Annotated in this window: 16 protein-coding genes; 15 read left to right on the top strand and 1 reads right to left on the bottom strand. The window is 72.5% G+C overall.

From position 1 onward, the window contains the following. Positions 1-2: 2 nt before the first annotated feature. Positions 3-3875: a DNA-directed RNA polymerase subunit beta' gene (rpoC, locus tag P0L94_10765; GenBank protein WES62934.1), complete on the top strand. Its 3873-nt coding sequence runs from the start codon at positions 3-5 to the stop codon at positions 3873-3875. A 191-nt stretch (positions 3876-4066) separates the two neighbouring features. Beyond that, positions 4067-4678, top strand: coding sequence for a hypothetical protein (locus P0L94_10760; protein ID WES62933.1), 612 nt, complete (start codon positions 4067-4069; stop codon positions 4676-4678). Between the two features lie 2 nt (positions 4679-4680). Here P0L94_10760 and P0L94_10755 read toward each other — a convergent pair whose 3' ends face one another. Continuing rightward, complete coding sequence (locus P0L94_10755) at positions 4681-5274, bottom strand: hypothetical protein (protein ID WES62932.1); 594 nt, start codon at positions 5272-5274, stop codon at positions 4681-4683. Between the two features lie 136 nt (positions 5275-5410). On the opposite strand from P0L94_10755, the gene P0L94_10750 reads away from it, so the two are divergent. From P0L94_10750 to fusA, 13 genes are all read left to right on the top strand, one after another. Then, positions 5411-6466 carry a hypothetical protein gene (locus P0L94_10750; protein ID WES62931.1) on the top strand — a complete coding sequence of 352 codons (1056 nt, stop codon included), beginning with the start codon at positions 5411-5413 and terminating at the stop codon, positions 6464-6466. Beyond that, on the top strand, positions 6466-6957 hold the full coding sequence (locus tag P0L94_10745; GenBank protein ID WES62930.1) for a hypothetical protein: 492 nt from the start codon (positions 6466-6468) through the stop codon (positions 6955-6957). Before P0L94_10750 ends, P0L94_10745 begins: the two co-directional genes overlap by 1 nt. A gap of 55 nt (positions 6958-7012) precedes the next feature. Next, positions 7013-7669 carry a hypothetical protein gene (locus P0L94_10740; protein WES62929.1) on the top strand — a complete coding sequence of 219 codons (657 nt, stop codon included), beginning with the start codon at positions 7013-7015 and terminating at the stop codon, positions 7667-7669. 123 nt (positions 7670-7792) lie between these two features. Continuing rightward, positions 7793-8929, top strand: coding sequence for a serine/threonine-protein kinase (locus P0L94_10735; protein WES62928.1), 1137 nt, complete (start codon positions 7793-7795; stop codon positions 8927-8929). Continuing rightward, complete coding sequence (locus tag P0L94_10730) at positions 8929-14889, top strand: Ig-like domain-containing protein (GenBank protein WES62927.1); 5961 nt, start codon at positions 8929-8931, stop codon at positions 14887-14889. Before P0L94_10735 ends, P0L94_10730 begins: the two co-directional genes overlap by 1 nt. Before the next feature lie 16 nt (positions 14890-14905). Further along, on the top strand, positions 14906-15871 hold the full coding sequence (locus P0L94_10725; GenBank protein WES62926.1) for a MoxR family ATPase: 966 nt from the start codon (positions 14906-14908) through the stop codon (positions 15869-15871). Continuing rightward, positions 15868-17241 carry a DUF58 domain-containing protein gene (locus P0L94_10720; protein WES62925.1) on the top strand — a complete coding sequence of 458 codons (1374 nt, stop codon included), beginning with the start codon at positions 15868-15870 and terminating at the stop codon, positions 17239-17241. The genes P0L94_10725 and P0L94_10720 overlap by 4 nt, the downstream gene beginning before the upstream one ends. Further along, positions 17238-19736, top strand: coding sequence for a transglutaminase-like domain-containing protein (locus P0L94_10715; protein WES62924.1), 2499 nt, complete (start codon positions 17238-17240; stop codon positions 19734-19736). Before P0L94_10720 ends, P0L94_10715 begins: the two co-directional genes overlap by 4 nt. Continuing rightward, on the top strand, positions 19733-21178 hold the full coding sequence (locus tag P0L94_10710) for a DUF5684 domain-containing protein (protein WES62923.1): 1446 nt from the start codon (positions 19733-19735) through the stop codon (positions 21176-21178). The genes P0L94_10715 and P0L94_10710 overlap by 4 nt, the downstream gene beginning before the upstream one ends. Continuing rightward, on the top strand, positions 21165-21671 hold the full coding sequence (locus P0L94_10705) for a hypothetical protein (protein WES62922.1): 507 nt from the start codon (positions 21165-21167) through the stop codon (positions 21669-21671). Before P0L94_10710 ends, P0L94_10705 begins: the two co-directional genes overlap by 14 nt. Before the next feature lie 294 nt (positions 21672-21965). Further along, entirely contained in the window at positions 21966-22334 is a 369-nt protein-coding gene (gene rpsL / locus P0L94_10700) for a 30S ribosomal protein S12 (GenBank protein WES62921.1), read from the top strand. Between the two features lie 5 nt (positions 22335-22339). Beyond that, positions 22340-22810 carry a 30S ribosomal protein S7 gene (rpsG, locus tag P0L94_10695; protein WES62920.1) on the top strand — a complete coding sequence of 157 codons (471 nt, stop codon included), beginning with the start codon at positions 22340-22342 and terminating at the stop codon, positions 22808-22810. Positions 22811-22941: 131 nt separating this feature from the next. Beyond that, a complete protein-coding gene (gene fusA / locus P0L94_10690) occupies positions 22942-25005 on the top strand; it encodes an elongation factor G (protein WES66319.1) in 2064 nt (687 codons plus the stop codon). Positions 25006-25103 lie beyond the last annotated feature (98 nt).

Here is a 25103-nt window from a genome sequence, read left to right as displayed (position 1 = left end):
TAGTGCTCGACGCAACAACCTTCGATGAGCTTCGCATCGGCCTGGCCACCGCCGACGACATCCGCCGTTGGTCCTACGGTGAGGTCAAGAAGCCCGAGACCATCAACTACCGCACGCTCAAGCCCGAGAAGGACGGCCTCTTCGGCGAGCAGATCTTCGGGCCCAGCCGCGACTGGGAGTGCGCGTGCGGCAAGTACAAGCGCGTCCGCTTCAAGGGCATCGTCTGCGAGCGCTGCGGCGTGGAGGTCACCAAGAGCTCCGTCCGCCGCGAGCGGATGGGCCACATCGAGCTGGCCGCCCCCGTCACCCACATCTGGTACTTCAAGGGCGTGCCCTCGCGCCTCGGGTACCTGCTGGACATGGCGCCCAAGGACCTCGAGAAGGTCATCTACTTCGCCGCGTACATGGTGATCTCGGTCGACGAGGATGCGCGCCACCGCGACCTCGCGACCCACGAGAACAACATCCGCCTCGAGATCAAGAACATCGGCGACCGCCGTGACTCCCGCATCGCCACCCGCCTGGCGAAGCTGGAGGAGGAGCTCGCCGCTCTCGAGGAGGAAGGCGCCAAGGCCGACCAGAAGAAGAAGGTCAAGGACGCCGCCGAGAAGGAGATGGCCTCGATCCGCAAGAACGCGGACGACAGCCTCGCCAAGCTCGAGCGCGTGTGGGAGGAGTTCCGCACGCTCGAGGTCGGCTCGCTCAAGGGCGAGGACGAGATCTTCCACGAGCTCCAGGACCGCTTCGGTCAGTACTTCGAGGCCCACATGGGCGCGGAGTCGATCAAGCGCCGCCTCGAGACCTTCGACCTGGCCGCCGAGGCGGAGAGCCTGCACCTGCAGATCGCCGAGGGCAAGGGCCAGCGCAAGATCCGCGCGATCAAGCGCCTCAAGGTCGTCAACTCGTTCCTGCAGACCGGCATGAGCCCGGCGTCGATGGTGCTCGAGGTCGTCCCGGTGATCCCGCCGGAGCTGCGCCCGATGGTCCAGCTGGACGGCGGCCGCTTCGCGACCTCCGACCTCAACGACCTGTACCGTCGCGTGATCAACCGCAACAACCGCCTCCGTCGCCTGATCGACCTCGGTGCCCCCGAGATCATCGTCAACAACGAGAAGCGGATGCTGCAGGAAGCCGTCGACGCGCTGTTCGACAACGGCCGCCGCGGTCGTCCCGTCACCGGCACCGGCAACCGCGCCCTGAAGTCGCTGAGCGACATGCTCAAGGGCAAGCAGGGACGCTTCCGTCAGAACCTGCTCGGCAAGCGTGTGGACTACTCGGGCCGTTCGGTCATCATCGTGGGTCCCCAGCTCCAGCTGCACCAGTGCGGTCTGCCCAAGCAGATGGCTCTCGAGCTGTTCAAGCCGTTCGTCATCAAGCGCCTCATCGACCTCGGCCACTCGCAGAACATCAAGGCCGCCAAGCGTGCCGTCGAGCGCTACCGTCCCGAGGTCTGGGACGTGCTCGAGGAGATCATCCGCGAGCGTCCGGTTCTGCTGAACCGTGCGCCCACGCTCCACCGCCTCGGCATCCAGGCCTTCGAGCCGCAGCTGGTCGAGGGCAAGGCCATCCAGCTCCACCCGCTCGTGTGCGCGGCGTTCAACGCCGACTTCGACGGTGACCAGATGGCCGTGCACCTGCCGCTGTCGGTCGAGGCCCAGGCCGAGGCCCGCATCCTGATGCTGGCGTCGAACAACATCCTGAAGCCGTCGGACGGCCGCCCGGTGACCCTGCCCTCGCAGGACATGATCATCGGCCTCCACCACCTGACCACGGTCAAGGAGGGCGCCCTCGGCGAGGGCCGCGTGTTCGGCTCGGTGTCCGAGGCGATCCTGGCGAAGGACGAGGGCACCCTCGACCTGCAGGCCAAGGTCCGCATCCGCGTCCCCGGTCTGACGTTCCTCGAGGGCGAAGCGCCCGAGGGCTACGAGCGTCACGGCCTCCTGGATGCCTCGCTCGGCCAGGCGATCTTCAACGACACCCTGCCCAAGGGGTACCCGTTCGTGCGCGAGCAGGCCGACAAGGGCAAGCTGTCGCAGATCGTCAACAAGCTGGCCGAGGAGTACCCCAAGGTCGAGGTCGCAGCTTCGCTGGACCGCATCAAGGACGCCGGCTTCTACTGGGCCACGCGTTCGGGTGTGACCGTCGCGCTGAGCGACATCCTCACGCCGCCGGAGAAGAAGGACATCGTCGCCCGCCACGAGCAGGCCGCGGCCAAGGCTCAGGCGCAGTTCGAGAAGGGTCTCACGACCGACGCCGAGCGTCGTCAGGAGCTCATCAAGATCTGGACCGAGGCGACCGACGAGGTCCAGAAGGCGATGCGCGACAACTTCCCGGAGGACAACACCATCAACCGCATGGTGTCGTCGGGTGCTCGTGGTAACTGGCTGCAGATCCGCAACATCGCGGGTATGCGAGGCCTGGTGAACAACCCGAAGGGTGAGATCATCCCGCGTCCGATCATCTCGTCGTACCGCGAGGGTTTGTCGGTGGCGGAGTACTTCATCGCGACCCACGGTGCGCGAAAGGGTCTGGCCGACACCGCCCTCCGCACCGCGGACTCGGGCTACCTCACGCGGCGCCTCGTCGACGTCTCGCAGGATGTCATCATCCGCGAGAACGACTGCGGCACCTCGAAGGGTCTGGACTTCATCATCGCCCGCGAGGGCGCTGACGGCGTCCTCCGCCGCGACGAGAACGTCGAGAACTCGGTGTTCGCGCGCACGCTCGCAGCCGACGTGGTCAACGCGGCCGGCGAGGTCGTGCTCGCGGCGGGCGAGGACGTCGGCGACCCCGAGATCAACCAGCTGGTCGAGGCCGGCATCGAGTCGATCAAGGTGCGCTCGGTCCTCACGTGCGACTCGGCCGTCGGCGTCTGCGCGCAGTGCTACGGCCGCTCGCTCGCGACCGGTTCGCTCGTCGACATCGGCGAGGCGGTCGGCATCATCGCCGCCCAGTCGATCGGTGAGCCCGGCACGCAGCTGACGATGCGCACGTTCCACACCGGTGGTTCGGCGTCGGCCGATGACATCACGCAGGGTCTTCCCCGCGTGCAGGAGCTCTTCGAGGCCCGCACCCCCAAGGGCGCGTCCCCGATCGCCGAGGCCGACGGCCGCATCACGATCGAGGAGACCGACAAGAGCCGCAAGGTCATCCTGACGCCCGACAACGGCGACGAGCCGCACGTCTACCCGGTGCTCAAGCGCGCCACGCTCCTGGTCGAGGACGGCCAGCGCGTGACGGTCGGCCAGGCGCTGCAGGTCGGCACGCTCGACCCCAAGGAGGTCATGCGCGTGCAGGGTGCCCGCGAGGTGCAGAAGTACCTCGTCAACGGCGTCCAGGGCGTGTACCGCTCGCAGGGTGTGCCGATCCACGACAAGCACATCGAGGTCATCGTGCGCCAGATGTTGCGCAAGGTCACCGTGGTCGACCACGGCGACACGGCGCTGCTTCCCGGCGAGATGGTCGACCTCAAGCGCTACCAGGCGATCAACCGCGAGGCGGTCGCCGGCGGCAAGCGCCCTGCGTCGGGTCGTCCCGAGCTGATGGGTATCACGAAGGCGTCGCTCGCGACGGAGTCGTGGCTGTCGGCCGCGTCGTTCCAGGAGACCACCCGCGTCCTGACGCAGGCGGCCATGGAGGGCAAGAGCGACCCGCTCGTCGGCCTCAAGGAGAACGTCATCATCGGAAAGCTCATCCCCGCCGGAACCGGCCTTGCGAAGTACCGCAACGTCACGGTCGAGGCGACGGAGGAGGCCAAGAGCGAGCGGTACCCCAACCGCATCTTCGCCTCGGACGGCGCGTACAGCGACGCCGACCTGAGCTACGTCGACTTCGACAGCTTCACCACCGACGACTTCAGCGGGAACTACAACTGAACCGTCCCCGGTGAGCGCGGAGCGGGCTGAGCCCGCGCCGCGATGACCCGGACACGATGGGCCTCGGCATCACGCCGGGGCCCTTCGTCGTGCCCGCGTCGGGCTCCGGCGCGCGTGCGGACACGCCGGACCGCTGCGCGCCGCGCCCGGCCCCCGCGCCCCGCCGCCTACCGTGGAGAGCGGAGGTGGGGATGGCACGGACAGGGGGTCGGAACCTGTGGATCGCGGTTCCCGTGACCGCGATCGTGTTCGCCGTCGTGGCGGCGCTGGTGTGGCTCGCCCTGCCGATGGTCCCCGTCGCCTTCGCGTGGGTGGGCGACACGCTGCGTTCGGCGACCATGCGAGGGCAGCAGGTCGACGAGCAGCCGGCCGCCGCGACGCTCGACCTCGATGCAGCCGACTGCCGCGACGTGTACCCCGGCGATCTGTGGGCGGAGCTTCGGTACACACCGGGCGTCGCGCTGGCGCAGGACGCCTCCGCGCCGCCGACCGCGGTCGCGGGGCTCGCCGAGGCCGTGTCGGCCGACGTCGCCGTCACGTGCACGTGGACCCGCGATGCCGGCGGGTCGATCGTCACGACGCTCTCGGAGGTGGCGGCGGATGCCGCCGAGACCGTGCCGGCGGCGCTGCGCGACGAGGGGTTCTCGTGCGCGGTCGCCGACGGCGTCCTGGAGTGCGCGCGGCTGGAGGGGCGCGTGCGCGAGGAGCACACGCTCGCGGGGCGGCTGTGGCTGGTCAGTCTCGAGTCGGAGTGGCTGCCGCGCGGCTACGGCGATCGCCTCGACGCCTGGCTCTTCGGCTGATCTCAGCCGAAGACGCTCTCGACGATGGCGTCGGTGTACCCGGACGGCGCGAGGTTCGAGTACCGCGTGTCGATCAGCACGTCGTCGCGCCAGAACAGCGTGCGGCCGTCGGTGACCGGGTACGTCTCGTTCTCCCACGTCTTCTCGCACCGGGTGCCGCCCGACGGCGTGTAGCAGGTGAAGTCCTCCTCGGCGACCAGCTCGTTGAGCAGATCCAGCGCCGGGCCGCGGTACATCCGCGTGATCGTCGTCGTCAGCGACGTCGTGTCGGCGGCCGGGTCCGCCCACACGCAGATCAGCGAGCCGTCGGCCTGCGCGCCGGAGGCCCCGAAGGCGGGATCGTTCAGCGGGATGTCCTCCAGCTGCGCCAGGACGGCGTCGTCGAGGATCACGCGGCAGTCCGTCGGGATGCGCACGGCCGCCGCGGGAGAGGCCGATGCTTCCGGGAGGGTCGTCGCGATCGGCGTGGGGGGCGTGGAGACCGACGGCGACGGGGACGTCGCGACGACGTCCGCCGGCGCGCACGCCGACAGCGCGGCGACGGCGAGCAGCGCGGACGACGCGGCGAGCACGGCGCGGATCGGGAGCAGGGGCATGCGACCAGGCTAGGCGCGGCCCCGCGGGCGGGCGCGGCGCCGCGCCCGCGATTCCCGGCACGCCTGCGCGGTGCGCGGGGTGCTGGACGCTACCCTCGCGAGTGCGGGGAACGGCCCCGCGTGAGGAGCGCACCGGATGAGTGACCCCAAGCCGACGTACGGCGAGCCCGTCGAGGAGCCCACGCCGGTGGACGACGTCGTCGGGACGGCCAACGAGGGACTCGCCGAGGCCGAGGCGGCTCGCGGCGAATCCCAGCCCGCGGCCGAGAGCGCCGAACCCGAGCCCGAGGCCTCCGAGCCTGCGCCGGAGGCCGCCGAATCCGCGCCCGAGCCCGCGCCGGCCGCCGCCGAGACGTCCGAGCCCGCGCCGGTCGCCGCAGACACGTCCGAGCCCGCTCCGGAGCCCGCTTCGACGCCGGAGGAGTGGGACGCCGCCTATGCGGAGTCCGGGGGCGGGGCGGTGCCCCCAGCCCAGACCGAGGCCCCTGCGGCGCCGGCCCCGGAGAGCGCACCGGTTGCCGAAGCGCAGCCCGCGCCGGTCGCCGCGCCCGTTGAGCAGACGGAAGCCGTGCCGCCGAGCGAACAGCCCGCCGACACCGCCTACGCCGCCCCGGTGATGGGGCAGCAGGCGATCTTCGTCCAGGCGCCCGAGGCGCCGCGGCCGCGGGGCAACCGCGCCGCCGCCGGTGCGATCGGACTGCTGGCCGCTCTCTCGTTCGCGGTGCTCTACCTCGGCGCATGGCTCGGCCTGCGGCTCGTCACGGGCGAGGTCGAAGCGGCCAACGCGGGGCAGGCGGTCCTGGACCTCCTCGGCACGTGGATCCTGTGGACTCCCATCGTGGTGTTCTACCTCGCCTTCTGGCTGCTCGGCGCCATCATCAACCGCGGACGCTGGGGTGCGTGGGTCATCTTCGGTCTGCTCGTCGGCGCCGCCGCGTATGGCGGTCACCTGCTGGGCGTGCTGTTCCAGGCGCCGTTCTGGATGCTCACGGCCTCCGAGGGCGCGGCGCTGATGCAGGGCGAGCTGTTCGCGCCGTCGGCGATCTTCGCGCTGGTGATCGGTCGCGAGCTGACGATCTGGTTCGGTGCGTGGGCCGCCGCCCGCGGCAAGCGCGTGACCGAGCTCAACGTCGAGGCGCAGCGGGAGTACGAGCGCACGCTCGAGGCGGGCCCGCAGCTGGTCAGGCAGTGATGACGGACGGATCCGGCGGCGGTGCCGGCGGATCCGTGCCGCCGGTCCAGGCCCTCGCGTTCGCGTCGGTCGCCTTCGTCGCCCTCCTGATCGCGGGGCTCGGGCTGACGAGCCTCGCGCTCGATGCCGACGTGATCGCCGAGCCCGGGCTCGGGCCGGTGCCGGGCGTGGCCGCCACGGCGACCGGGACCGCGGCGTTCGCGCTCGTGCTGTGGCTCGGGGTCCGCGGGCCCGCGCGAACGTACCGCACGTCGCTGTGGTGCGCGGCCGCAGCCTATGCCGGCTACGTCGCGGGCGTGTGGCTGGGAGCGCTGCTGGCAGGCGCCGGACCGGGTGCCGCCTTCGGCGCCGCCGGCGGCGTGGCGGTGTCGTGGTTCGGTCTCGTCGTCGCCGGTGTCGGCCTCGTGTGCGGCTGGGGCGGCGTCGCGCTGGCGCGCACCCGCGCCGAGCGACCCCGCTGGCCGTGGGAGGACGACGAGGAGGACGGCTGACCCGCGAGGCGTCGAATCCCTGCATGACCGGCCCTTCGGCGGTACCGTGGTCCGTGTGGAGCGCTCCCTCGAGACGCAGGTGAGCCAGGCGGTCGACGCCTGGCTGCGCTGGCTTCCCCGCTGGGAGCCGGCCACGCACCGCGGGCGCATCGCCGTGTGCCGTCGCTGCTTCGGCTCGCCGGTGCTGTCGGCGGCCGGTCTCGGAGCGGATGTCCCCCACGGCGTCCAGCACGGGCTCTCGACCCGCGTCAAGACGATCGTGGATCACGCGGTCGCCGACTACACCGCCCTCAACCTGCCGACGCTGCAGGCCGAGCTCGACCAGCAGGCCCTGCGCAACCGCGCGCGCAGCTATCGCCCCGGCGAGGGCCTCGAGCCCGAGTTCGAGGGGCTGCCGCTGGATCCCGATCCGGTGCCCGGCGCCCCGTTCCTGTTCACGATCGCGGGCCTGGCGCAGGAGGCCGACGCCGACGTGCCGGCGCTCCCGCCCCTGAGCGACGAGGCCAAGGCCGCGCTGCGGCAGGAGGTGGGGCTGGCCGACGACTACGCGAACATGGTCGGCCGTGAGATCTGCTCGATCCTGCTGCACCATCGACTGCGCATCCAATCGGCGATCACGACGTACGTCGAACCGCAGATCGAGCAGATGCTGGCCGAGCTGACGCAGTCGCTGGACGCCCCGTTCGACCCCAACGATCCGCTCGCGGGCTGAGCCGGGGCAGCGCGCGCGGCGGCCTGGCTCTCGGCGTCGCTTTGTTAGCATGGGCGGGCTCGCGGGTGTTCTGAGCCGCCCGCTCCGTCGGCTCTCGCCGGTGCGGTGTCGAGAGGAGGGCGGGTGCCGCAACGACTGCCCTCCACGCCGCCGATCCTCCCGGGCCTGGCGTACATCCGGCCCCTCGGATCCGGCGGCTTCGCGGACGTGTTCCTCTATGAGCAGGACATGCCGCGGCGGGACGTCGCCGTGAAGGTCCTCCCCGCCGACATCCGCGATCCGGACCTGCGCCGCATGTTCAACGTCGAGGCGGACGTCCTCGCCCACCTGTCGGCGCACCCCGCGATCGTGACGGTCTACCAGGCGGGCATCTCGGCCGACGGCCGGCCGTACATCGTGATGGAGTACTGCCCGGGCGCGCTGGCCCAGCGGTACCGGCTCGAGCGGATGCCGGTCGAGGAGGTCCTGGCGATCGGCGTGCGCATGGCGGGGGCGCTGGAGTCGGCCCACCGCGCCGGTCTCATCCACCGCGACATCAAGCCGAGCAACATCCTCGTCACGACGTTCGGGTCGCCGGTGCTGGCCGACTTCGGCATCTCGTCGTCCCTGCTGCGCGCCGGCAGCGACCACGTGCTGGCGATGTCGGTGCCGTGGAGCGCACCCGAGGTCGTCGCGGAGGAGACGACCGGCACCGTCGCCAGCGAGGTGTGGGGTCTCGGCGCGACGGTGTATTCGCTGCTGGCCGGGCACAGCCCCTTCGAGCGCCGCGAGCGCGGCCAGAACTCCCGCGAGCTGCTGCGACGGCGCATCGCCCGCGCGAGCTACACCGACATCCCGCGCGCCGATGTGCCCGCGTCGCTGCAGCGGGTGCTGGCGACGGCGATGAGCCGAGACCCGGCCAAGCGTCAGCCCTCTGCACTCGCCTTCGCCGAGGAGCTGCGCGAGGTCCAGGCCGAGCTCGGCCTGAGTCGCACTCCCGTCGACGTCCCCGAGTCCGGTTGGGAGCCGGTCTCGCGGGGGGTCGACTTCGACGACAGCGGGCTGCGGGGGCCCGCCCGCAGCCGCCTGGAGCGCACGACGACGCGCAAGACCGACGGGGCCGACGGGTTCACGCGGATCGCGCGTGACGAGGACGAGCCCCTCGAGGCGCCCGGGGGTGCGCCGCGGCGCGTGCTCCCGTGGCTGATCGGCGCCGCGGCCGCGGTGGCCGCCGCCGCGGCGGCGGTGGTGGCGACGCTCATGATCACGGGGGGCCTGTGATGCGCCGCCGCTCCGTGATCGGGTTCGTGGCGGCGGTGTCCGCCGGCGCGGTGCTGATCGGCGTGGGGATCGCGTGGCCGGGCCTCGACGCGCGCGAGACGCCCGACGTCGACACGGCGGTGTGGGCGCTGCAGACGGGGGAGGGTCGCCGCTACGCCCGGGTGAACACCGCGATCGGCGAGCTCGACACGGTGCGCAGCGTCAGCAACCCGTCGCAGGTGGTGCAGGGCTCGGGTTCGGCGTATCTGTACACCGACAGCTACAGCAAGCTCGCCCGGATCGACGGCGCGCTGCCGATCGACCTCGACGCGCAGGCCCTGCAGGAGGCCGTCTCGACGCCGCGCGGCACGACCGACGTCGCCACGGCGGGCGATTTCGCGGCGTACCGGACCGATGCGGGCGCCGTGTTCACGGGCCGGCTGTCGTCGGGGGAGACCACGCAGGTCGACCCGTTCTCGGAGCCGGACGACGACGGACCCCGGTACACCGCGGATGCGATCGCGGTGGGTGCGGACGGCGTGCTGGTGGCGTACTCGAGGGCCGACGGCTCGGTGCTGCGCTACGACATCGTCACGGGTCGCCCGCTCGTGCGCGACCCGCTGGACGTGTCGGGGCTGACGTCGCCGGCGGTCACGGCGGCGGGGGCGACGTGGGCCGTGGTGGACACCGACGACGGCGACGTGTGGCTCGCGGATGCCGATGAGCCGCTCTCGGCCCCCACGACGGGTGGGATCGTCGTCGGCCGGCCCGATCCGGGCGCCACCGGGGTGTACCTCGCCGACGAGACGGGCCTCGTGCGCGTGGCGGCGGACGGGTCCGCCGTCGAGCGCAGCGTCGGCGACGGCAGCTCGGTGCTGGGCGCTCCCGCACAGCCGATCGTCCACGACGGCGAGACTTACGCGGCGTGGCTCGCCGCGGGAGCCGACGGCGGCACGCTGTGGCGATCGACGTCGGGATCCGCACCGCTGGACTACGGCGGCGGCGAGCTCCCCGATCAGCGTCGCCCGGTGTTCGTCGCGAGCGATTCGGCGGTGATCCTCAACGAGACCCGCACCGGGTGGGTGTGGACCGTCCCCGACGGTGCGCTCGTCGCGTCGAGCCAGGACTGGGCGCTCGACGAGCGCACCGATCCGGCCGCCGTCCCCAGCGACGAGCAGCTCAGCGTCGTGCTGGACCCGAAGCCGCCGGTCGCCGAGCCCGACGCGTTCGGGGTCCGCGCGGGTGCGCTGGTGACCCTGCCGGTGCTCATGAACGACCACGACCCGAACGAGGACGTGCTCTCGATCGATCCCGAATCGGTCACGGGTCTGGACCCCGGCTTCGGCGAGGTGTCGATCACCGACGACGGTCAGCGACTGGCCGTCCGCGTCGCCGCGACCGCCGCGGGCGAGGCGACGCTGCAGTACTCCGTCACCGACGGCACCGCCGACCGCGGCCTGCGTTCTGCCGCGACCACGGTGACGCTGACGACGGTCGCGGAGTCCGAGAACGCCGGCCCCGAGTGGTGCGGCGTCGACGGGTGCCTGCTGGACTGGCCCGAGCCCGAGGTCGCGCGCGGCGGGACCGTCACGGTCCCCGTGCTGCCCGGCTGGGTCGACCCCGAGGGCGACCCGCTGCTGCTGCTGTCGGTCGAGAACCAGTCGGGGATCGGCAGCGTCGCGGCCACGCCCGCCGGCGACGTCGTGTACCAGCACGACGACGACGGCTCCGCGGCCGAGCAGCTCATCACGCTCGCTGTGACGGTGTCCGACACCCGCGGTGCGACCTCGACGCGCCAGCTCATCGTGCGCGCCTCGTCGGCGCCGGTCCTGGTGGCGCAGTCGTTCGCGGTGATCGACTCGATCGACGCAGGCATCTCGGTCGACGTCGCGCCGCACGTGACCGGGACGGTGGGTGACATGACGCTGGAGTCGGTGCGGGTGCTCGACGACGCCGCGGCGACGGCCACCGCGGTCGCGGGGTCGACGAGGTTCGACTTCGCGCCTCGCGCCACCGGGACGTTCCGCGTCGGATTCACCGTGACCGACGGACGGTCCAACGCCTCCGGCACGGCGCGGATCACGGTGCTGGCCGCCGACGCGCCCGCGCAGCTGGCGACCTCGCCCGTCGTCGCCTTCGTGCGCCCCCAGCAGGATGCGACCCTCGACGTCTTCGCGGCCGTGAGCAATCCGACGCGACGCGTGCTGCTGCTCAGCGACGTGCTCACCGAGCCCGAGCCCGGCGCCTCGCTGACGGTCGACGCCGTCGCCCAGAACCACCTGCGGGTGTCGGGGACCACCGCCGACGGCTCGGCCGGGCGCCTCGGGACGGTGCGGTACGTCGTCAGCGACGGCACGGACGACGCGGGCTCGCGCGTCGAGGGCGAGGCGACCGTGTACCTGCTGCCGCCGGCGCCCGAACTGGCGCCGATCGCCGTCGACGACACCGTCCTGGTGCGCGCGGGGGCGCAGATCGACGTGCCCGTGCTCGACAACGACATCGCGCCGGCCGGCGGCCGGCCGATCCTCAATCCGGCCTCGGTGGTGTCGTCGGCGCCCGAGGCGCTCGCCTTCGCGTCCGGCGACATGCTGCGGTACCTCGCTCCCGAGGAGCCGGGGGAGTACACGGTGGAGTACGCCGTGTACACCGCCGGATCGCCGTCGCTGGCCGACACCGCCGTCGTCCGCATCAGCGTGCTCGACGCCGAGGCGAACCGCGCGCCGCTGCCCGACACGCTCGAGGGACGCGTGCTCAGCGGTCAGTCGACGCTGATCGAGTTCGACGGATTCGGCATGGACCCCGACGGCGACGTCGTGGCCCTCGACGGCATCACCGCCCAGCCCGAGCGCGGGGCGGCCGCCATCGGGGCGGACGGCGCATCGATCGTCTACACGAGCGTCCCCGGCGACCGCGGCCAGATCGCCTTCCGCTACCGCGTCGTCGATGCCTTCGGGCAGACCGGCGAGGGCACGGTGCGCGTCGGCGTGCTCGACGCCGAATCGAACCCGAGCCCGGTCACGTACACCGACTACGTCCAGGTGCAGGCGGGCGCCGACAGCCGCATCCGCATCAGCCCGCTCGCCAACGACGTCGACCCGACGATGGGCGAGCTCACCCTGACGCAGGTGCGGCCCGACGTCGCCCCGGCCCTGGACGACGGCACGCCGAACCCCGAGTTCACGCGGACCGCGAGCCTGATCCGGTCGACGCGCGACGACACCGTCGTCATCTCCGCCGGGACCGTGCCCGGTGTCATGAGCTTCCTCTACGACGTGGAGTCGTCATCGGGCAACACCGGCCGGGGGCTCATCGTCGTCAAGGTCGTCCGCGACAGCGTGCCGGACTATCCCATGGTCGCCGACACGGTGCTCACCGCAGAGACGCGCGAGGACTTCCCCGGGGGCGTGGACGTGCTCGTCGATCGCGTCTCGTGGTCCAGCGGCGACGTCTCCGAGCTGACGGTGTCGCTGTGGGGCGCGCCCGAGGGCGTGTGGGTGGACGGGCCGCGCATCGGCGGCGAGCTTCCCGAGAGCTCGCGCATCATCCCCTTCGCCGTGACGGGCACGGGCGCCTCCGGCGAGGTGACGACCTACGCGTTCGTGCGCGTCCCCGGGGACGACGACCTCGCGCTGGCGCTGCGCACCGGGTTCGCCGCTCCCGAGGTGGACGAGCTCGGGTCCGCGGTGTTCGACATGGCCGACCTCGTCGCGATGCCGCGCGGCGCGACGCTCGAGGTCGGCGCCGACATCGTCGCATCGGGTGCTCGTCCCGAAGCGGCGTGCAGCCGGGCGGGAGCGACGACGGTGCGGTACGACGCAGGCTCGGGGGCGCCGTGGGCCGACGCCTGCCGCGTGCCGGTGCGCACCGACGGGCAGGACGAGTGGACGTACCTGTCGGTGCCCGTCACGGTCTTCGCGCTCGACCCGCAGCCCGAGCTGCGCGCGGGATCGCTCACGGTCGGACCGGGCGAGGTGCACACGTTCGACCTGACCGACCTGACCACGTGGCAGCTGCGCGCCGACTGGGAGGGCATCCGGTACGCGGTGGACTACTCGGGCACCGCGTTCGAGGTGTCGCTGGAGGGCAGCATCGTCACGGTCGTCGGGGGCGACCGGTCGCTGCCCGGCGCCGAGGAGGCCGCGATCGTCTCGGTCCGCAGCCACAGCGCCGTCGCTCCCGTGCGCCTCATCCTGCGGGTCGGGGCGGCGCCCTCGACGCTGCCGCGCGGCGGCACGGTCGCCGAGCAGTGCACGCAGGCCTCGGGGTCGAGCTGCACGATCACGGTCGTGGGCGCCTCGGGCGAGGTCAATCCGCTGCCGCGGACGCCGCTCGAGGTCATCGACGTGCGCGCCACGGGCGCGTGCGTCGGCGTCAGCTTCCAGGTCGCCTCGAGCACCGCCGTGACCGCCACGTGGGACGAGGACGCCCCGGGTGCGACGTGCACGGCGTCGTTCTCGCTGCGCGACGCCCAGCAGCGGCGCACCAACGCCGAGCGCGACGGCACCATCGCCCTGGACCTGCTCGGCTACCCCAAGGCGCCCGCGAGCGTCTCGCAGACCGCGTACGGCGACGGGCGGCTGACGCTGCGGGTCGACCCGGGCGACGCCCGCCAGGCGTACCCCGCACTGACCGGCTTCTCGATCCTCCGGTCCGGCGAGGTGGTCGCCCGCTGCGACGCCGACGGGTCGTGTCCCGACATCGCCGCGCCCAACGGCGAGGCGCGCGAGTACGAAGCCGTCGCGGTGAACCCCGTCGGTGTCTCGCGCGCGAGCGTGAGCACCGTCGCGTGGGCCTACGAGCCGCCGCCCGCGCCCGAGAGCGTGGACGCGCGGCCCGTCGTGACCGCCGGCGACGGCCGTCTGGTCGCCCTCACGATCACCGGCATCGACGGCCGCGAGACCGGTGCGGTCGAGGTCACCAGCGAGACCGGGGAGACGCTGACCCTCTCGGTGCCGCGCGGACAGACCCGCCTCGAGGTCCCGTCCTACCGGATCGGCACGAACGAGCGCACCGCGGTGACCATCACGCCGGTGTCGCGGTTCGATCTGCCGCCGGGCCTCGAGGGAACCCAGGCCGGCACGGCGGTGACGATCCAGACCAACGGCGTCGGCGCTCCGCTCGATCCGCAGCTCACGCTGGCGTCGGCGTCGAACGGCGACGGCACGTCGACCGTCACGGCGCGCGCGAGCGCGGCATCGGGCGGCGACGGCTCGACGCTGCGGTACGGGATCGTCCCCGACGGCGCGGCCTGCACGACGACGGCGGACGGCTCGACCGCCACGTTCTCGGGCCTCGCCGACGGCGAGGAGTACCGATACACGATGTGCGCGGAGTCGTGGATCGGCGACGTCTCGTACGGCCGCGTCACGACGACGGCCACGGTGCGGGCCCAGCAGACGGGCCGGGCCCCGAGCGGGTGGACGTTCGTCGTGGATGCGGCCCCCGACGTCGCCGCGGGCCGCGCCGAGTGGATCATCCGAGACCAGCCGACCTCGGACGAGCGCGTGCCCAACAACAACACCGTCGAGTTCAGCGGCGCACCGCCGACATCCGTGTTCGGGCGCGACCCCGGCATCCTCGTCCGGTACGTGCACCGGGTGTGGGACCGCGCGACGCCGTGGGCCACGGTCGTCCCGGCCGCCGGCAGCGCCCCCTACCAGGTGCAGGCGAGCTGGACCGTGTCGGCGTGCGTCGGCGGCGGCGCACTCGAGCTGCAGGGCAGCTCGTCGGCCGCGCCGTCCGGCGCGGGGGCGTCGATCGCGTTCTCGAACGCGGCGCTGGTCTACCGCGACGCCGACGGCGCCGTGCTCGCCCACACGGCCGGCACGTGGGACGTGCCGGTGGGTGCCGTGAGCGTGGACGGGATCGGCGTCACCGCGAACTGGGACGCCCAGGGCTGGGGCCTGGCCCCGGCGAGTGCGACGTTCTCGGCATCCTGCACCCCCAACCTCCCCCCAGACGACTCCGGCACCGCGCCCTGATCCGGAAGGCCCCGACATGACCATCACCCAGGAGCAGGCGACGTGGTTCGCCCAGACCTTCGACCAGATCGCCGACAACGTCGAGCGCGCCGTGCTCGGCAAGCGCCACGTCGTCGAGCTGGTGCTCACCGCCATGCTGAGCGAGGGTCACGTGCTGGTGGAGGACGTGCCCGGGACCGGCAAGACGTCGCTCGCGCGGGCGATGGCGCAGTCGGTGCAGGGCACGAACACCCGCATCCAGTTCACGCCGGACCTGCTGCCCGGCGACATCACCGGCGTCACCGTGTACGACCAGAAGGAGGGCGTGTTCGAGTTCCACGCCGGGCCGATCTTCGCCAACGTCGTGCTCGCCGACGAGATCAACCGCGCCAGCCCCAAGACCCAGTCGGCGCTGCTGGAGGTCATGGAGGAGGGGAGGGTCACGGTCGACGGCGTCACCCGTCAGGTGGGCGTGCCCTTCCTGGTGCTCGCGACGCAGAACCCGGTCGAGCAGGCGGGCACCTACCAGCTTCCCGAGGCGCAGCTGGACCGCTTCATGATGCGCACGTCGCTGGGGTACCCCGACCACGCCGCCACCGTCCGCATCCTCGACGGGGCTGCCGTGCCCGTCGCCGACCTCGCGCCGATCATCACGCCGCAGGCGATGGTGGGGATGGCCGACCTGGCGTCGCAGGCGTACGTCGACGCGCTCGTGCTGGACTACATCGCCCGGATCGTGGACGCCACCCGCTCGGCCGACGAGGTCCGGCTGGGCGTGAGCATCCGCGGTGCGCTCGCACTCACGCGCGCCGTGCGCACCCGCGCGGTGTCGCGGGGACGCACCTACGGGACCCCGGACGACGTCAAGGCGCTCGCCGTCGCGGTGCTGTCGCACCGGCTGATCCTGCTGCCGGAGGCCGAGTTCGACGGCGTCACCCCCGAGTCGGTCGTGGGCCAGGTGCTGCTCGACGTCGATCCGCCCAGCAGCCGCGAGGCCGTATGAGCCTCGGCGATCCGCGTCTGACCCGCACGACCGTCGCCACCGGGAGCGGCGGCCGCGGCGAGGAGACCGCCACGTCCGTCGCGGGCGGCTCGGGCGGCCGCTCCCTGGTGCGCGTCGTGGTGTGGTGGACCCGCGCGCGACGCGCGCTGGTCGCCGCCGCACGGGACGGGGCGGACTGGACGGCGCGCACGGTCCGGCCGGCGGGGGCCCTGGTCGTCCTCGCGGCCACCGCGGGGCTGGGGCTGGGCATCGCCTTCGGGTGGGTCGAGTGGATGATCGCGGGCGTGGCGTCGCTGCTGCTGCTGGCGGCCAGCATCCCGTTCCTGTTCGGCGTGCGCTCCTACGACGTCGACCTCATGCTCTCGCGCGAGCACATCACGGCGGGTCAGCGCATCACCGGCGCGATCGAGGTGCGCAACGTCCACCGGAGGCCGGTGCTCCCCGGGCGGCTCGACATCCCCGTCGGCGAGGGACTGGTCGAGTTCGGCGTGCCGCTCCTGCGCCCGGGCCAGTCCGACGCGCAGGAGATCGAGATCCCGGGACTGCGCCGCGGCATCGTGACGGTCGGTCCCGCCACGACCGTCCGCAGCGACCCCGTCGGGCTCCTGCGCCGCGAGCACGCCTTCGCCGACGTGCACGAGCTCTACGTCCACCCGCGCACGGTCGCGCTGCCCTCGACCGGGGCGGGCCTGATCCGCGACCTCGAGGGCACCGCGACCAGGCGCCTCGTCGACGCCGACATGTCCTTCCACGCCATCCGCGAGTACGCGCCCGGCGACGCGCAGCGGCAGGTGCACTGGAAGTCGACGGCGAAGACGGGCCGGCTCATGGTGCGCCAGTACGAGGAGTCCCGCCGGTCGCGCATGGCGGTCGTGCTGGGGCTGGGAGCCGGCGAGAGCCTCGACGACGACGAGTTCGAGCTCGCGGTCTCGTGCGCGGCGTCGCTCGGCCTGCGGGCGATCCAGGACGCGCGCGATGTCGAGATCGTCGTCGGCGCCGAGGTGCCGCGCGTCGTGCGCACCCGGCTGCGATCGATCCGCCGCCTTCCGGCGTCGTCGCCGCGGGCCATGCTCGACGGCTTCAGCGGCGTGACCCGAATCGAGGACGCCGCCCCCATCGCCGACGTCTGCCGGCTCGTGGGGGAGAGCGGCGCCGGAACGTCGGTCGCGCTGCTGGTCGTGGGGTCCACCGTCTCGCTCGCCCGCCTGCAGCAGGCCGCGCTGACCTTCCCGGTCGACACCGTCGTGATCGCGGTCGTGTGCGACGAGCGGGCGCACCCGCGGATGCAGGTGCTGTCGGGCCTGACCGTGCTCACGGTCGGCACCCTCGACGACCTCACCGGGCTCCTCCATCGGGGAGCGGCGTCGTGAGCACGAGGTCGGATGACACGACGCGGGCGCGGCGGCCGCAGCCCCGCGTCGTCGCCGGCTCGGTGTTCGCCGCGGCGATCGTCGTGATCGCCTTCGTCGCCGCCTGGCCGGTCTACCGCACGCCGTGGCTCTTCGTCACGGCGGGCGGCGCCGTGATCGCCGGCGGCGTCATCGCCACGGTGGCCGGCCGGCTCGCGTGGCGGGCCACGACCACGATCTGGGTGGTCGCGGTCGCCTTCCTGGTGCTGGGCATCCCGCTGGCGATCCCGGCGCGGCTGTCGGACGCGGGGGCGCTCGGGCAGGGGGTGGGCGAGCTGGTCACGGGCGTCGTGGTCGGCTGGAAGGACCTCGTCACCGTAGACCTGCCCGTCGGGACCTACCGGAATCTGCTCGTCCCCGCCCTCGCTGTCTTCCTGGCCGGGACGTGCGCCCTGCTCCTGCTGGCGTGGCGGCGGGACCGTCTCGCCTACGCCGCCATCCCCGTGGCCGCGGCGATGACCTCGTTCGGCCTGCTGTTCGGCGCTCCCGTCGTCAGCGACCCGCTCGAGGCGGGGCCCGTCGCGATTCCCGCTCCGGTGGAGACGACGCTGGGCGCGCTGACCTTCCTGGCGTGCCTGGCGTGGCTGGTGTGGCGCGGCACCGACGAGCGGATGCGGGCGCTCGCGTTCGGCGCCGAGACCAGCGGCGTCACCCTCGCGCGGCGGCGGACGGCGGCGGACCGCCGCCGCGGACTGCTCGCGGGCGGCATGGTCGCCGTCGCGCTCGCGGTCGCGGTCGTCGTGGTGCCGTTCGCCGCCGAAGGCACCGAACGCGACGTCCTGCGGGCGGCGGCGGGCCCCGACATCGCCCTGTCGGCGGCGGTCAGTCCGCTCACGCGGTATCGAGCGCAGTTCGCCGACGACCGCGCCGACGAGGTCCTGTTCACGGTCACCGCCGACGGCCCGCTTCCCGAGCGGATCCGCCTGGCGACGCTCGACACGTACGACGGCGAGGTCTTCCGCTCCGGCGACGACGGCGCGCTCGACGACGCGCGCTTCGTGCGGGTCCCCGCCGTCCTCGAGGCCGGCGACGGCGAAGCGCTGGCGGCCGAGATCACCATCGGCGCGCTCGAGGGGATCTGGATGCCGACGGTCGGGCGCGTGCGCTCGGTCGACTTCGGCGGTCCGCGTCAGGGCGCGCTCGCCGACAGCTTCTACTACAACCGCACCGCCTGGGCCGGCGTGCAGACCGCCGACGGCGGGCTGGCCGCGGGCGACGTCGTGCGGGTCGACGCCGTGGAGCCGGCGCCCCGCTCGCCGTCGTCGATCACGGCTCCCGGCGGCGCGCCGTCGTCGGTCGCCGCACCCGAGGCCCTGACCGTGTGGGTCGAGCGTCACGCGTCGGGATCCGACGGGGCGGCGCTGGCCGGGCTCGTCGCCCTGCTGCGCGAGCGCGGATACCTCAGCCACGGCCTCGACGAGGACGCGGGGTCCGTGTGGATGAGCTCCCTCGAGGACTACAGCTTCCAGCCCAGTGCATCGGGGCACTCGCTGGCACGCATCCAGGCGATGTTCGCGCGTCTGCTCGAGCGGGAGGACGACCCTCGGGCCGAGGCATCGGGCGTCTACGTCGCCGCGATCGGCGACGACGAGCAGTTCGCCGTCGCCGCCGCGCTCATCGCGCGCGAACTCGGGTTCCCCAGCCGCGTCGTCGTGGGGGCGCGGCTGTCGTCGGACGACGCCGGGCTTCCGGTGTGCGACGAGGGCGTCTGCCGCGCGCAGGACCTGGCCGCGTGGATCGAGGTGCAGTCCGCCGACGGCGCCTGGGTGCCCGTCGACGTCACGCCCCAGCACACGCGCTCGCCGAGCCTGGTGGTGACCGAGGCGCGCGATCCCGAGAACGTCACCGATGTGCGCCCCGAGGCGGTCGAGGAGGTCGTGCCCCCCGATTCGCTGCAGGAGGACACCGGCGTGCGCGAACGCGCCGGCGCCGCCGACGCGATCGATCTGACATGGCTGTGGCGCCTCGCGCGGATCGCCGGCATCGGGATGCTGCTCATCTTCGTCGCCTTCGCGCCCTTCCTCGTCATCGTCGCGGCCAAGGCCGTCCGGCGCCGTGGCCGGCGGCGCGCCGGGACCGCGGAGGGCCGCATCGTCGGCGGCTGGGACGAATACGTCGACGCCGCCGTGGACGCCGGGCTCCCGGCTCCCCGCCGCCTGACGCGGACCGAGCTGGCCGACGCACTCGGCACCGCGGACGGCGCACGGCTGGCGACGACCGCCGACCGTGCCGTGTTCGGCGGCGAGGAGGTCGGCGAGGACCTCGCCGACGACTACTGGCGCCGCGTGGATGTCGAGCGGGGCGCCATCCGTCGTGGTCTGACGTTCTGGCGCCGGGTCGCCATGACCGTATCGTTGAAGTCGTTCGTCCGTCCGCTGGCGCCCGCCCGCGCCGACCGGATCCACTCCGAGAGGGGGAAGCGCGCGCCCGCCGCGGCCGCACGCAACGCACCATGACCACGCAAGACCCGACCCCGGTCATCGCCGCCATCGCGATCTCGCTGCTCCTGGGCGCAGCGCTGTACGTCTGGACGGCCCTCGCCCTGGCAGCCGTGTTCGGCAAGAGCGGCCGCGAGCGGTGGAAGGCGTGGGTGCCGTTTCTCAACATCTTCGTGCTCCTCGAGCTCGGCGGGCTCTCGGGCTGGCTCGTGCTGCTGGCCTTCGTCCCCGGCATCGGGTCCGTGGCCCTGTGGGTGGTCATCGTCGTGGCGTGCCACCGCGTGGGCCGCTCGTTCGGCTTCGGCGCGGGCATGACGGTGCTCGCCGCCCTCGTGCTCCCCGTGTGGGCGAGTGTGGTCGGCTTCGGCTCGGCCCGCTGGCTGGGCGCCGCCGCGGGGCCGGCGCGCGGCCCGGCCCGCGCCCGCTCCACCGCGGTGCCTCCGCCGCCCGCGCCGCGCGCTCCCGCCGCCCGGCCCGCCGCCGCCCCCGCTGCTCCTCCCGTCGTCCCGGCGGCGCCGCCGGCTCCGGTCGCCGCGGCCGCTCCGGCGCCGGCGGCTCCTGCTCCTGCTCCTGCTCCCACTCCTGCTCCTGCTCCGGCCGTGGCCGCCGCAGCGGTGGCCGCAGGGGACGCCGCGGACGAGCCCGTGCCCGACGCCGACCCGGCTCCGGTCGCCGCCGCGGCGGCCGAGCCGCTCGCGGCGACGCCGGCGTCGGCGCGTCGCGCGGAGCCGTGGACGGACCTGGACACCGATGTCGACACCGCCGGCGAGATGACGGGCGGCGTGAGCGACGCCCCCGCGCCGATCGCCGCCGTCCCTGGGCGCTCGGACGAGCCCGCCCCGGCCCCGGCGCGCACCGCGGCGGTCACCCACGTGCCGCCGATGGCGGCTCGCGAGACCGCGGAGCCCTGGGCTCCGTCGGACGCGGCTCCCGCCACCGCGCCCTCGCGCATCGTGGCCGAGCCGTTCCCTGAGGAGTCCGACGAGGTGTCGGCCATCGCCGCCGCGCCGGTGGCGGACGGTCCGCGGTCCGCGCGCTCGTCGGTATCGGCGCAGCACGTGCGCCCCGAGATCCCCGACGACGAGTTCGAGCGCACCGAGATCGCCCGCCGGCGCCGCGTGCGCTGGTCGCTCACGGTCCCGTCGGGGGAGTCGATCCCGCTGACGGCCGACGTCGTCATCATCGGGCGCCGCCCGACACCCTCGTCGGCGTTCCCGGGAGCCCAGCTCGTGCCGATCCCGGACGGGACGATCTCGAAGACGCACGCGCGACTGCAGCGCGACGGCGCGCTGTGGCACATCGTGGACCTCGGCTCGACGAACGGCACGGTGCTCATCGGCAGCGACGGCGGCGAGACCGAGATCGAGCCGGGGAGCCTGCATCCGCTCCCGGCGCGCTTCCTGGTCGGCGACGCCGAGGTGTCGCTGGTCTCCGACGAGAGCGGTCGTGACGCCGACTGACCACGGCGCGGACGCCCCGGACCGTGGCGACCGCGAGGAGGGCGACCGCGACGACACCGTCCGGTCGCCGCGGCCGCGCGCCGACGACCCGGACACCACGGTCGTCTCGTCGCGACCGCGCGACGCTGCGACGGGATCGTCGGCGGGCGCGCTCGGCCCGACCGCGGTCTCCGCGCACGAGGACGTCGACGAGACGGAGCGGCGCCCCCGGCGCTCCCGTCCGGCGGCGGCGCCGGCCCGGACGCCGGGCGACCGCCGTGCGGTGGAGCCGGATGCCGACGCCCTCCGGTCGCCGCAGCGGCCGCGCGCCGACGGCGCGGTGCGGGTGCCGCGCGATCCGGTGCCCGCGCCGCCGTCGGGCGGCGCCGTTCCCGGGGACGGCATCGCCCGCGCGCGCCGGCGCCGGGCGTTCTCGCGGGTGCTGATCGCCGTCGCGGTCGTCGCGGGCGTCATCGCCGCGGCCGTCGCGGGCATCGCCACGATTCTCGGGTGATGCCGAGCAACGGCGTTTGCTCGTCCCGCACCACCTCACGTATCATGGATCGGGTGTGCGTTCGCGCGCGCCATGCGACGTGCCCCGGCACGCCCGCGCGGAGCGTCGAGCGCATCATCTCAGGGACGGGCCTGCGAACAGGCCACCCCCACGGCATACCCACCGCACAGCGTGCGTCGGATCATTCTGACCCACGGGTGGGTCCACGTGAGCCCGGGACACGCGGATCGCGAGATCCGACGCCCGGGGGAGACCACGAACGCTGTCACCGTGCAGCACTACATAGGAGAGAACGTGCCAACCATTCAGCAGTTGGTTCGCAAGGGCCGGTCGCCGAAGGTCGCCAAGACCAAGGCTCCCGCACTGAAGTCGAACCCGCAGCAGGCGGGCGTCTGCACCCGCGTGTACACGACGACCCCGAAGAAGCCGAACTCGGCGATGCGCAAGGTCGCCCGTGTCAAGCTCCGCAACGGCACCGAGGTCACCGCGTACATCCCCGGCGAGGGCCACAACCTGCAGGAGCACTCGCTCGTGCTCGTCCGCGGCGGCCGTGTCAAGGACCTCCCCGGTGTCCGCTACAAGATCGTCCGCGGTGCGCTCGACACCCAGGCTGTCAAGAACCGTAAGCAGGCTCGCAGCCGCTACGGCGCGAAGAAGGGCTGAGAAAGATGCCTCGTAAGGGACCCGCCCCGAAGCGCCCCGTCGTCAACGACCCGGTCTACGGCGCCCCCGTCGTGACCCAGCTGGTCAACAAGATCCTCGTCGACGGCAAGAAGTCGATCGCCGAGGCCATCGTCTACGGCGCCCTCCAGGGCGTCGAGGCGAAGAACGGCCAGGACGCCGTCGCCACGCTCAAGAAGGCCCTGGACAACGTCCGCCCGACGCTCGAGGTCAAGAGCCGTCGCGTCGGCGGTTCGACCTACCAGGTGCCCGTCGAGGTCAAGCCGCACCGCGCGAACACGCTCGCGCTGCGCTGGCTCGTCAGCTACGCCAAGGGTCGTCGTGAGAAGACGATGACCGAGCGTCTGCAGAACGAGATCCTCGACGCCTCGAACGGCCTCGGTGCCGCGGTCAAGCGCCGCGAGGACACCCACAAGATGGCCGAGTCGAACCGCGCCTTCGCGCACTACCGCTGGTAACAGCCTCCGTTCGCCGGCCGGGGCCACCGTCCCGGCCGGCGACACCGAAACACCTCCCGATCCAGGTAAGGAAGACACCCGTGGCACAAGAAGTGCTCACCGACCTCAACAAGGTCCGCAACATCGGCATCATGGCGCACATCGATGCCGGCAAGACGACGACGACCGAGCGCATCCTGTTCTACACGGGCGTCAACCACAAGATCGGCGAGACGCACGACGGCGCTGCCACCACCGACTGGATGGAGCAGGAGCAGGAGCGCGGCATCACGATCACCTCGGCCGCCGTGACGTGCTTCTGGGAGAACAACCAGGTCAACATCATCGACACGCCCGGTCACGTCGACTTCACCGTCGAGGTGGAGCGCTCGCTCCGCGTCCTCGACGGCGCCGTCGCCGTCTTCGACGGCAAGGAGGGCGTCGAGCCCCAGTCCGAGACCGTGTGGCGCCAGGCCGACAAGTACAACGTCCCCCGCATCTGCTTCGTCAACAAGATGGACAAGCTCGGCGCGGACTTCTACTTCACCGTCGACACCATCATCAGCCGCCTGAAGGCGACCCCGCTCGTGCTGCAGCTGCCGATCGGCGCCGAGAACGACTTCGTCGGCGTCATCGACCTGATCTACGAACGCGCGCTGGTGTGGCCGGGCGACGCCAAGGGCGACGTGACCATGGGCGCCAAGTACGAGATCCAGGAGATCCCGGCCGACATGGTCGACAAGGTCGCCGAGTACCGCGAGAAGCTGCTCGAGGCCGTCGCCGAGTCCGACGAGGTCCTGCTCGAGAAGCACTTCGGCGGCGAGGGACTCACCCCCGAGGAGATCAAGGGCGCGATCCGCAAGCTCACCATCGCCGGCGAGGCGTACCCGGTGCTCTGCGGCTCGGCGTTCAAGAACCGCGGTGTGCAGCCCATGCTCGACGCCGTCGTGGACTTCCTCCCCTCGCCCCTGGACGTGCCCTCGATCGAGGCGCACGACCCCAAGGACGAAGAGAAGATCATCGAGCGTCACGCCGACCGCGACGAGCCGTTCGCGGCGCTCGCGTTCAAGGTCGTCTCGCACCCGTTCTTCGGTCGCCTGACCTACATCCGCGTGTACTCGGGTCACCTCGACTCCGGCTCGGCCGTCGTGAACTCCACGAAGGGCCGCAAGGAGCGCATCGGCAAGATCTTCCAGATGCACGCCAACAAGGAGAACCCGGTCGAGTCGGTCACGGCGGGGCACATCTACGCCGTCATCGGCCTGAAGGACACCACGACCGGCGACACCCTGTGCGACGCCTCGGAGCAGGTCGTCCTCGAGTCGATGACGTTCCCCGAGCCGGTCATCGAGGTCGCCATCGAGCCGAAGACCAAGGCCGACCAGGAGAAGCTGTCGCTGGCCATCCAGAAGCTCGCCGAAGAGGACCCGACGTTCCGCGTCGAGCTCAACGCCGAGACCGGCCAGACGGTCATCAAGGGCATGGGCGAGCTGCACCTCGACATCCTCGTGGACCGCATGAAGCGCGAGTTCAAGGTCGAGGCGAACGTCGGCAAGCCCCAGGTGGCCTACCGCGAGACGATCCGCAAGACCGTCGAGCGTCACGACTACACCCACAAGAAGCAGACGGGCGGCTCGGGTCAGTTCGCGAAGATCCAGTTCCGTCTGGAGCCCATGGAGGTCGAGGGCGACAAGATCTACGAGTTCGGCAACGAGGTCACCGGTGGCCGCGTTCCGCGCGAGTACATCCCCTCGGTCGACGCGGGCTTCCAGGACGCCATGCAGGTCGGCATCCTCGCCGGCTACCCGATGGTGGGCGTCAAGGCGACCCTCACCGACGGTGCGTCGCACGACGTCGACTCGTCCGAGATGGCGTTCAAGATCGCCGGCTCCATGGGCTTCAAGGAGGCCGCTCGCAAGGCGAGCCCGGTCATCCTCGAGCCGCTCATGGCCGTCGAGGTCCGTACTCCCGAGGAGTACATGGGCGATGTCATCGGCGACCTGAACAGCCGCCGTGGCCAGATCCAGTCGATGGAGGACGCCGCCGGCGTCAAGGTGGTGCGTGCGAACGTGCCGCTGTCCGAGATGTTCGGCTACATCGGCGACCTGCGCTCGAAGACCTCGGGCCGTGCCGTCTACTCGATGGAGTTCGACAGCTACGCCGAGGTCCCCAAGGCCGTCGCCGACGAGATCGTCCAGAAGAACAAGGGCGAGTAACGCTTCGGATGCCGGGGCGCGCGCGTCCCGGCATCCGGTCACAACTGCATAAGAAGAACCACCAGAACCTCTCCACTAAGGTGGAGGAATCCCCGTAG

It is taken from the genome of Microbacter sp. GSS18, from assembly GCA_029319145.1.
GTDB lineage: Bacteria > Actinomycetota > Actinomycetes > Actinomycetales > Microbacteriaceae > Microbacterium.
This window is presented reverse-complemented; position numbering and strand designations above follow the sequence as displayed.

Excerpts from the sequence above, each read along its gene's own strand:
- P0L94_10760 (WES62933.1), top strand. The coding sequence starts at position 4,067 with ATGGCACGGACAGGGGGTCGGAACCTGTGGATCGCGGTTCCCGTGACC.
- P0L94_10755 (WES62932.1), bottom strand. The coding sequence starts at position 5,274 with ATGCCCCTGCTCCCGATCCGCGCCGTGCTCGCCGCGTCGTCCGCGCTG.
- P0L94_10750 (WES62931.1), top strand. The coding sequence starts at position 5,411 with ATGAGTGACCCCAAGCCGACGTACGGCGAGCCCGTCGAGGAGCCCACG.
- P0L94_10745 (WES62930.1), top strand. The coding sequence starts at position 6,466 with ATGACGGACGGATCCGGCGGCGGTGCCGGCGGATCCGTGCCGCCGGTC.
- P0L94_10730 (WES62927.1), top strand. The coding sequence starts at position 8,929 with ATGCGCCGCCGCTCCGTGATCGGGTTCGTGGCGGCGGTGTCCGCCGGC.
- P0L94_10725 (WES62926.1), top strand. The coding sequence starts at position 14,906 with ATGACCATCACCCAGGAGCAGGCGACGTGGTTCGCCCAGACCTTCGAC.
- P0L94_10720 (WES62925.1), top strand. The coding sequence starts at position 15,868 with ATGAGCCTCGGCGATCCGCGTCTGACCCGCACGACCGTCGCCACCGGG.
- P0L94_10710 (WES62923.1), top strand. The coding sequence starts at position 19,733 with ATGACCACGCAAGACCCGACCCCGGTCATCGCCGCCATCGCGATCTCG.
- rpsG (WES62920.1), top strand. The coding sequence starts at position 22,340 with ATGCCTCGTAAGGGACCCGCCCCGAAGCGCCCCGTCGTCAACGACCCG.
- fusA (WES66319.1), top strand. The coding sequence starts at position 22,942 with ATGGCGCACATCGATGCCGGCAAGACGACGACGACCGAGCGCATCCTG.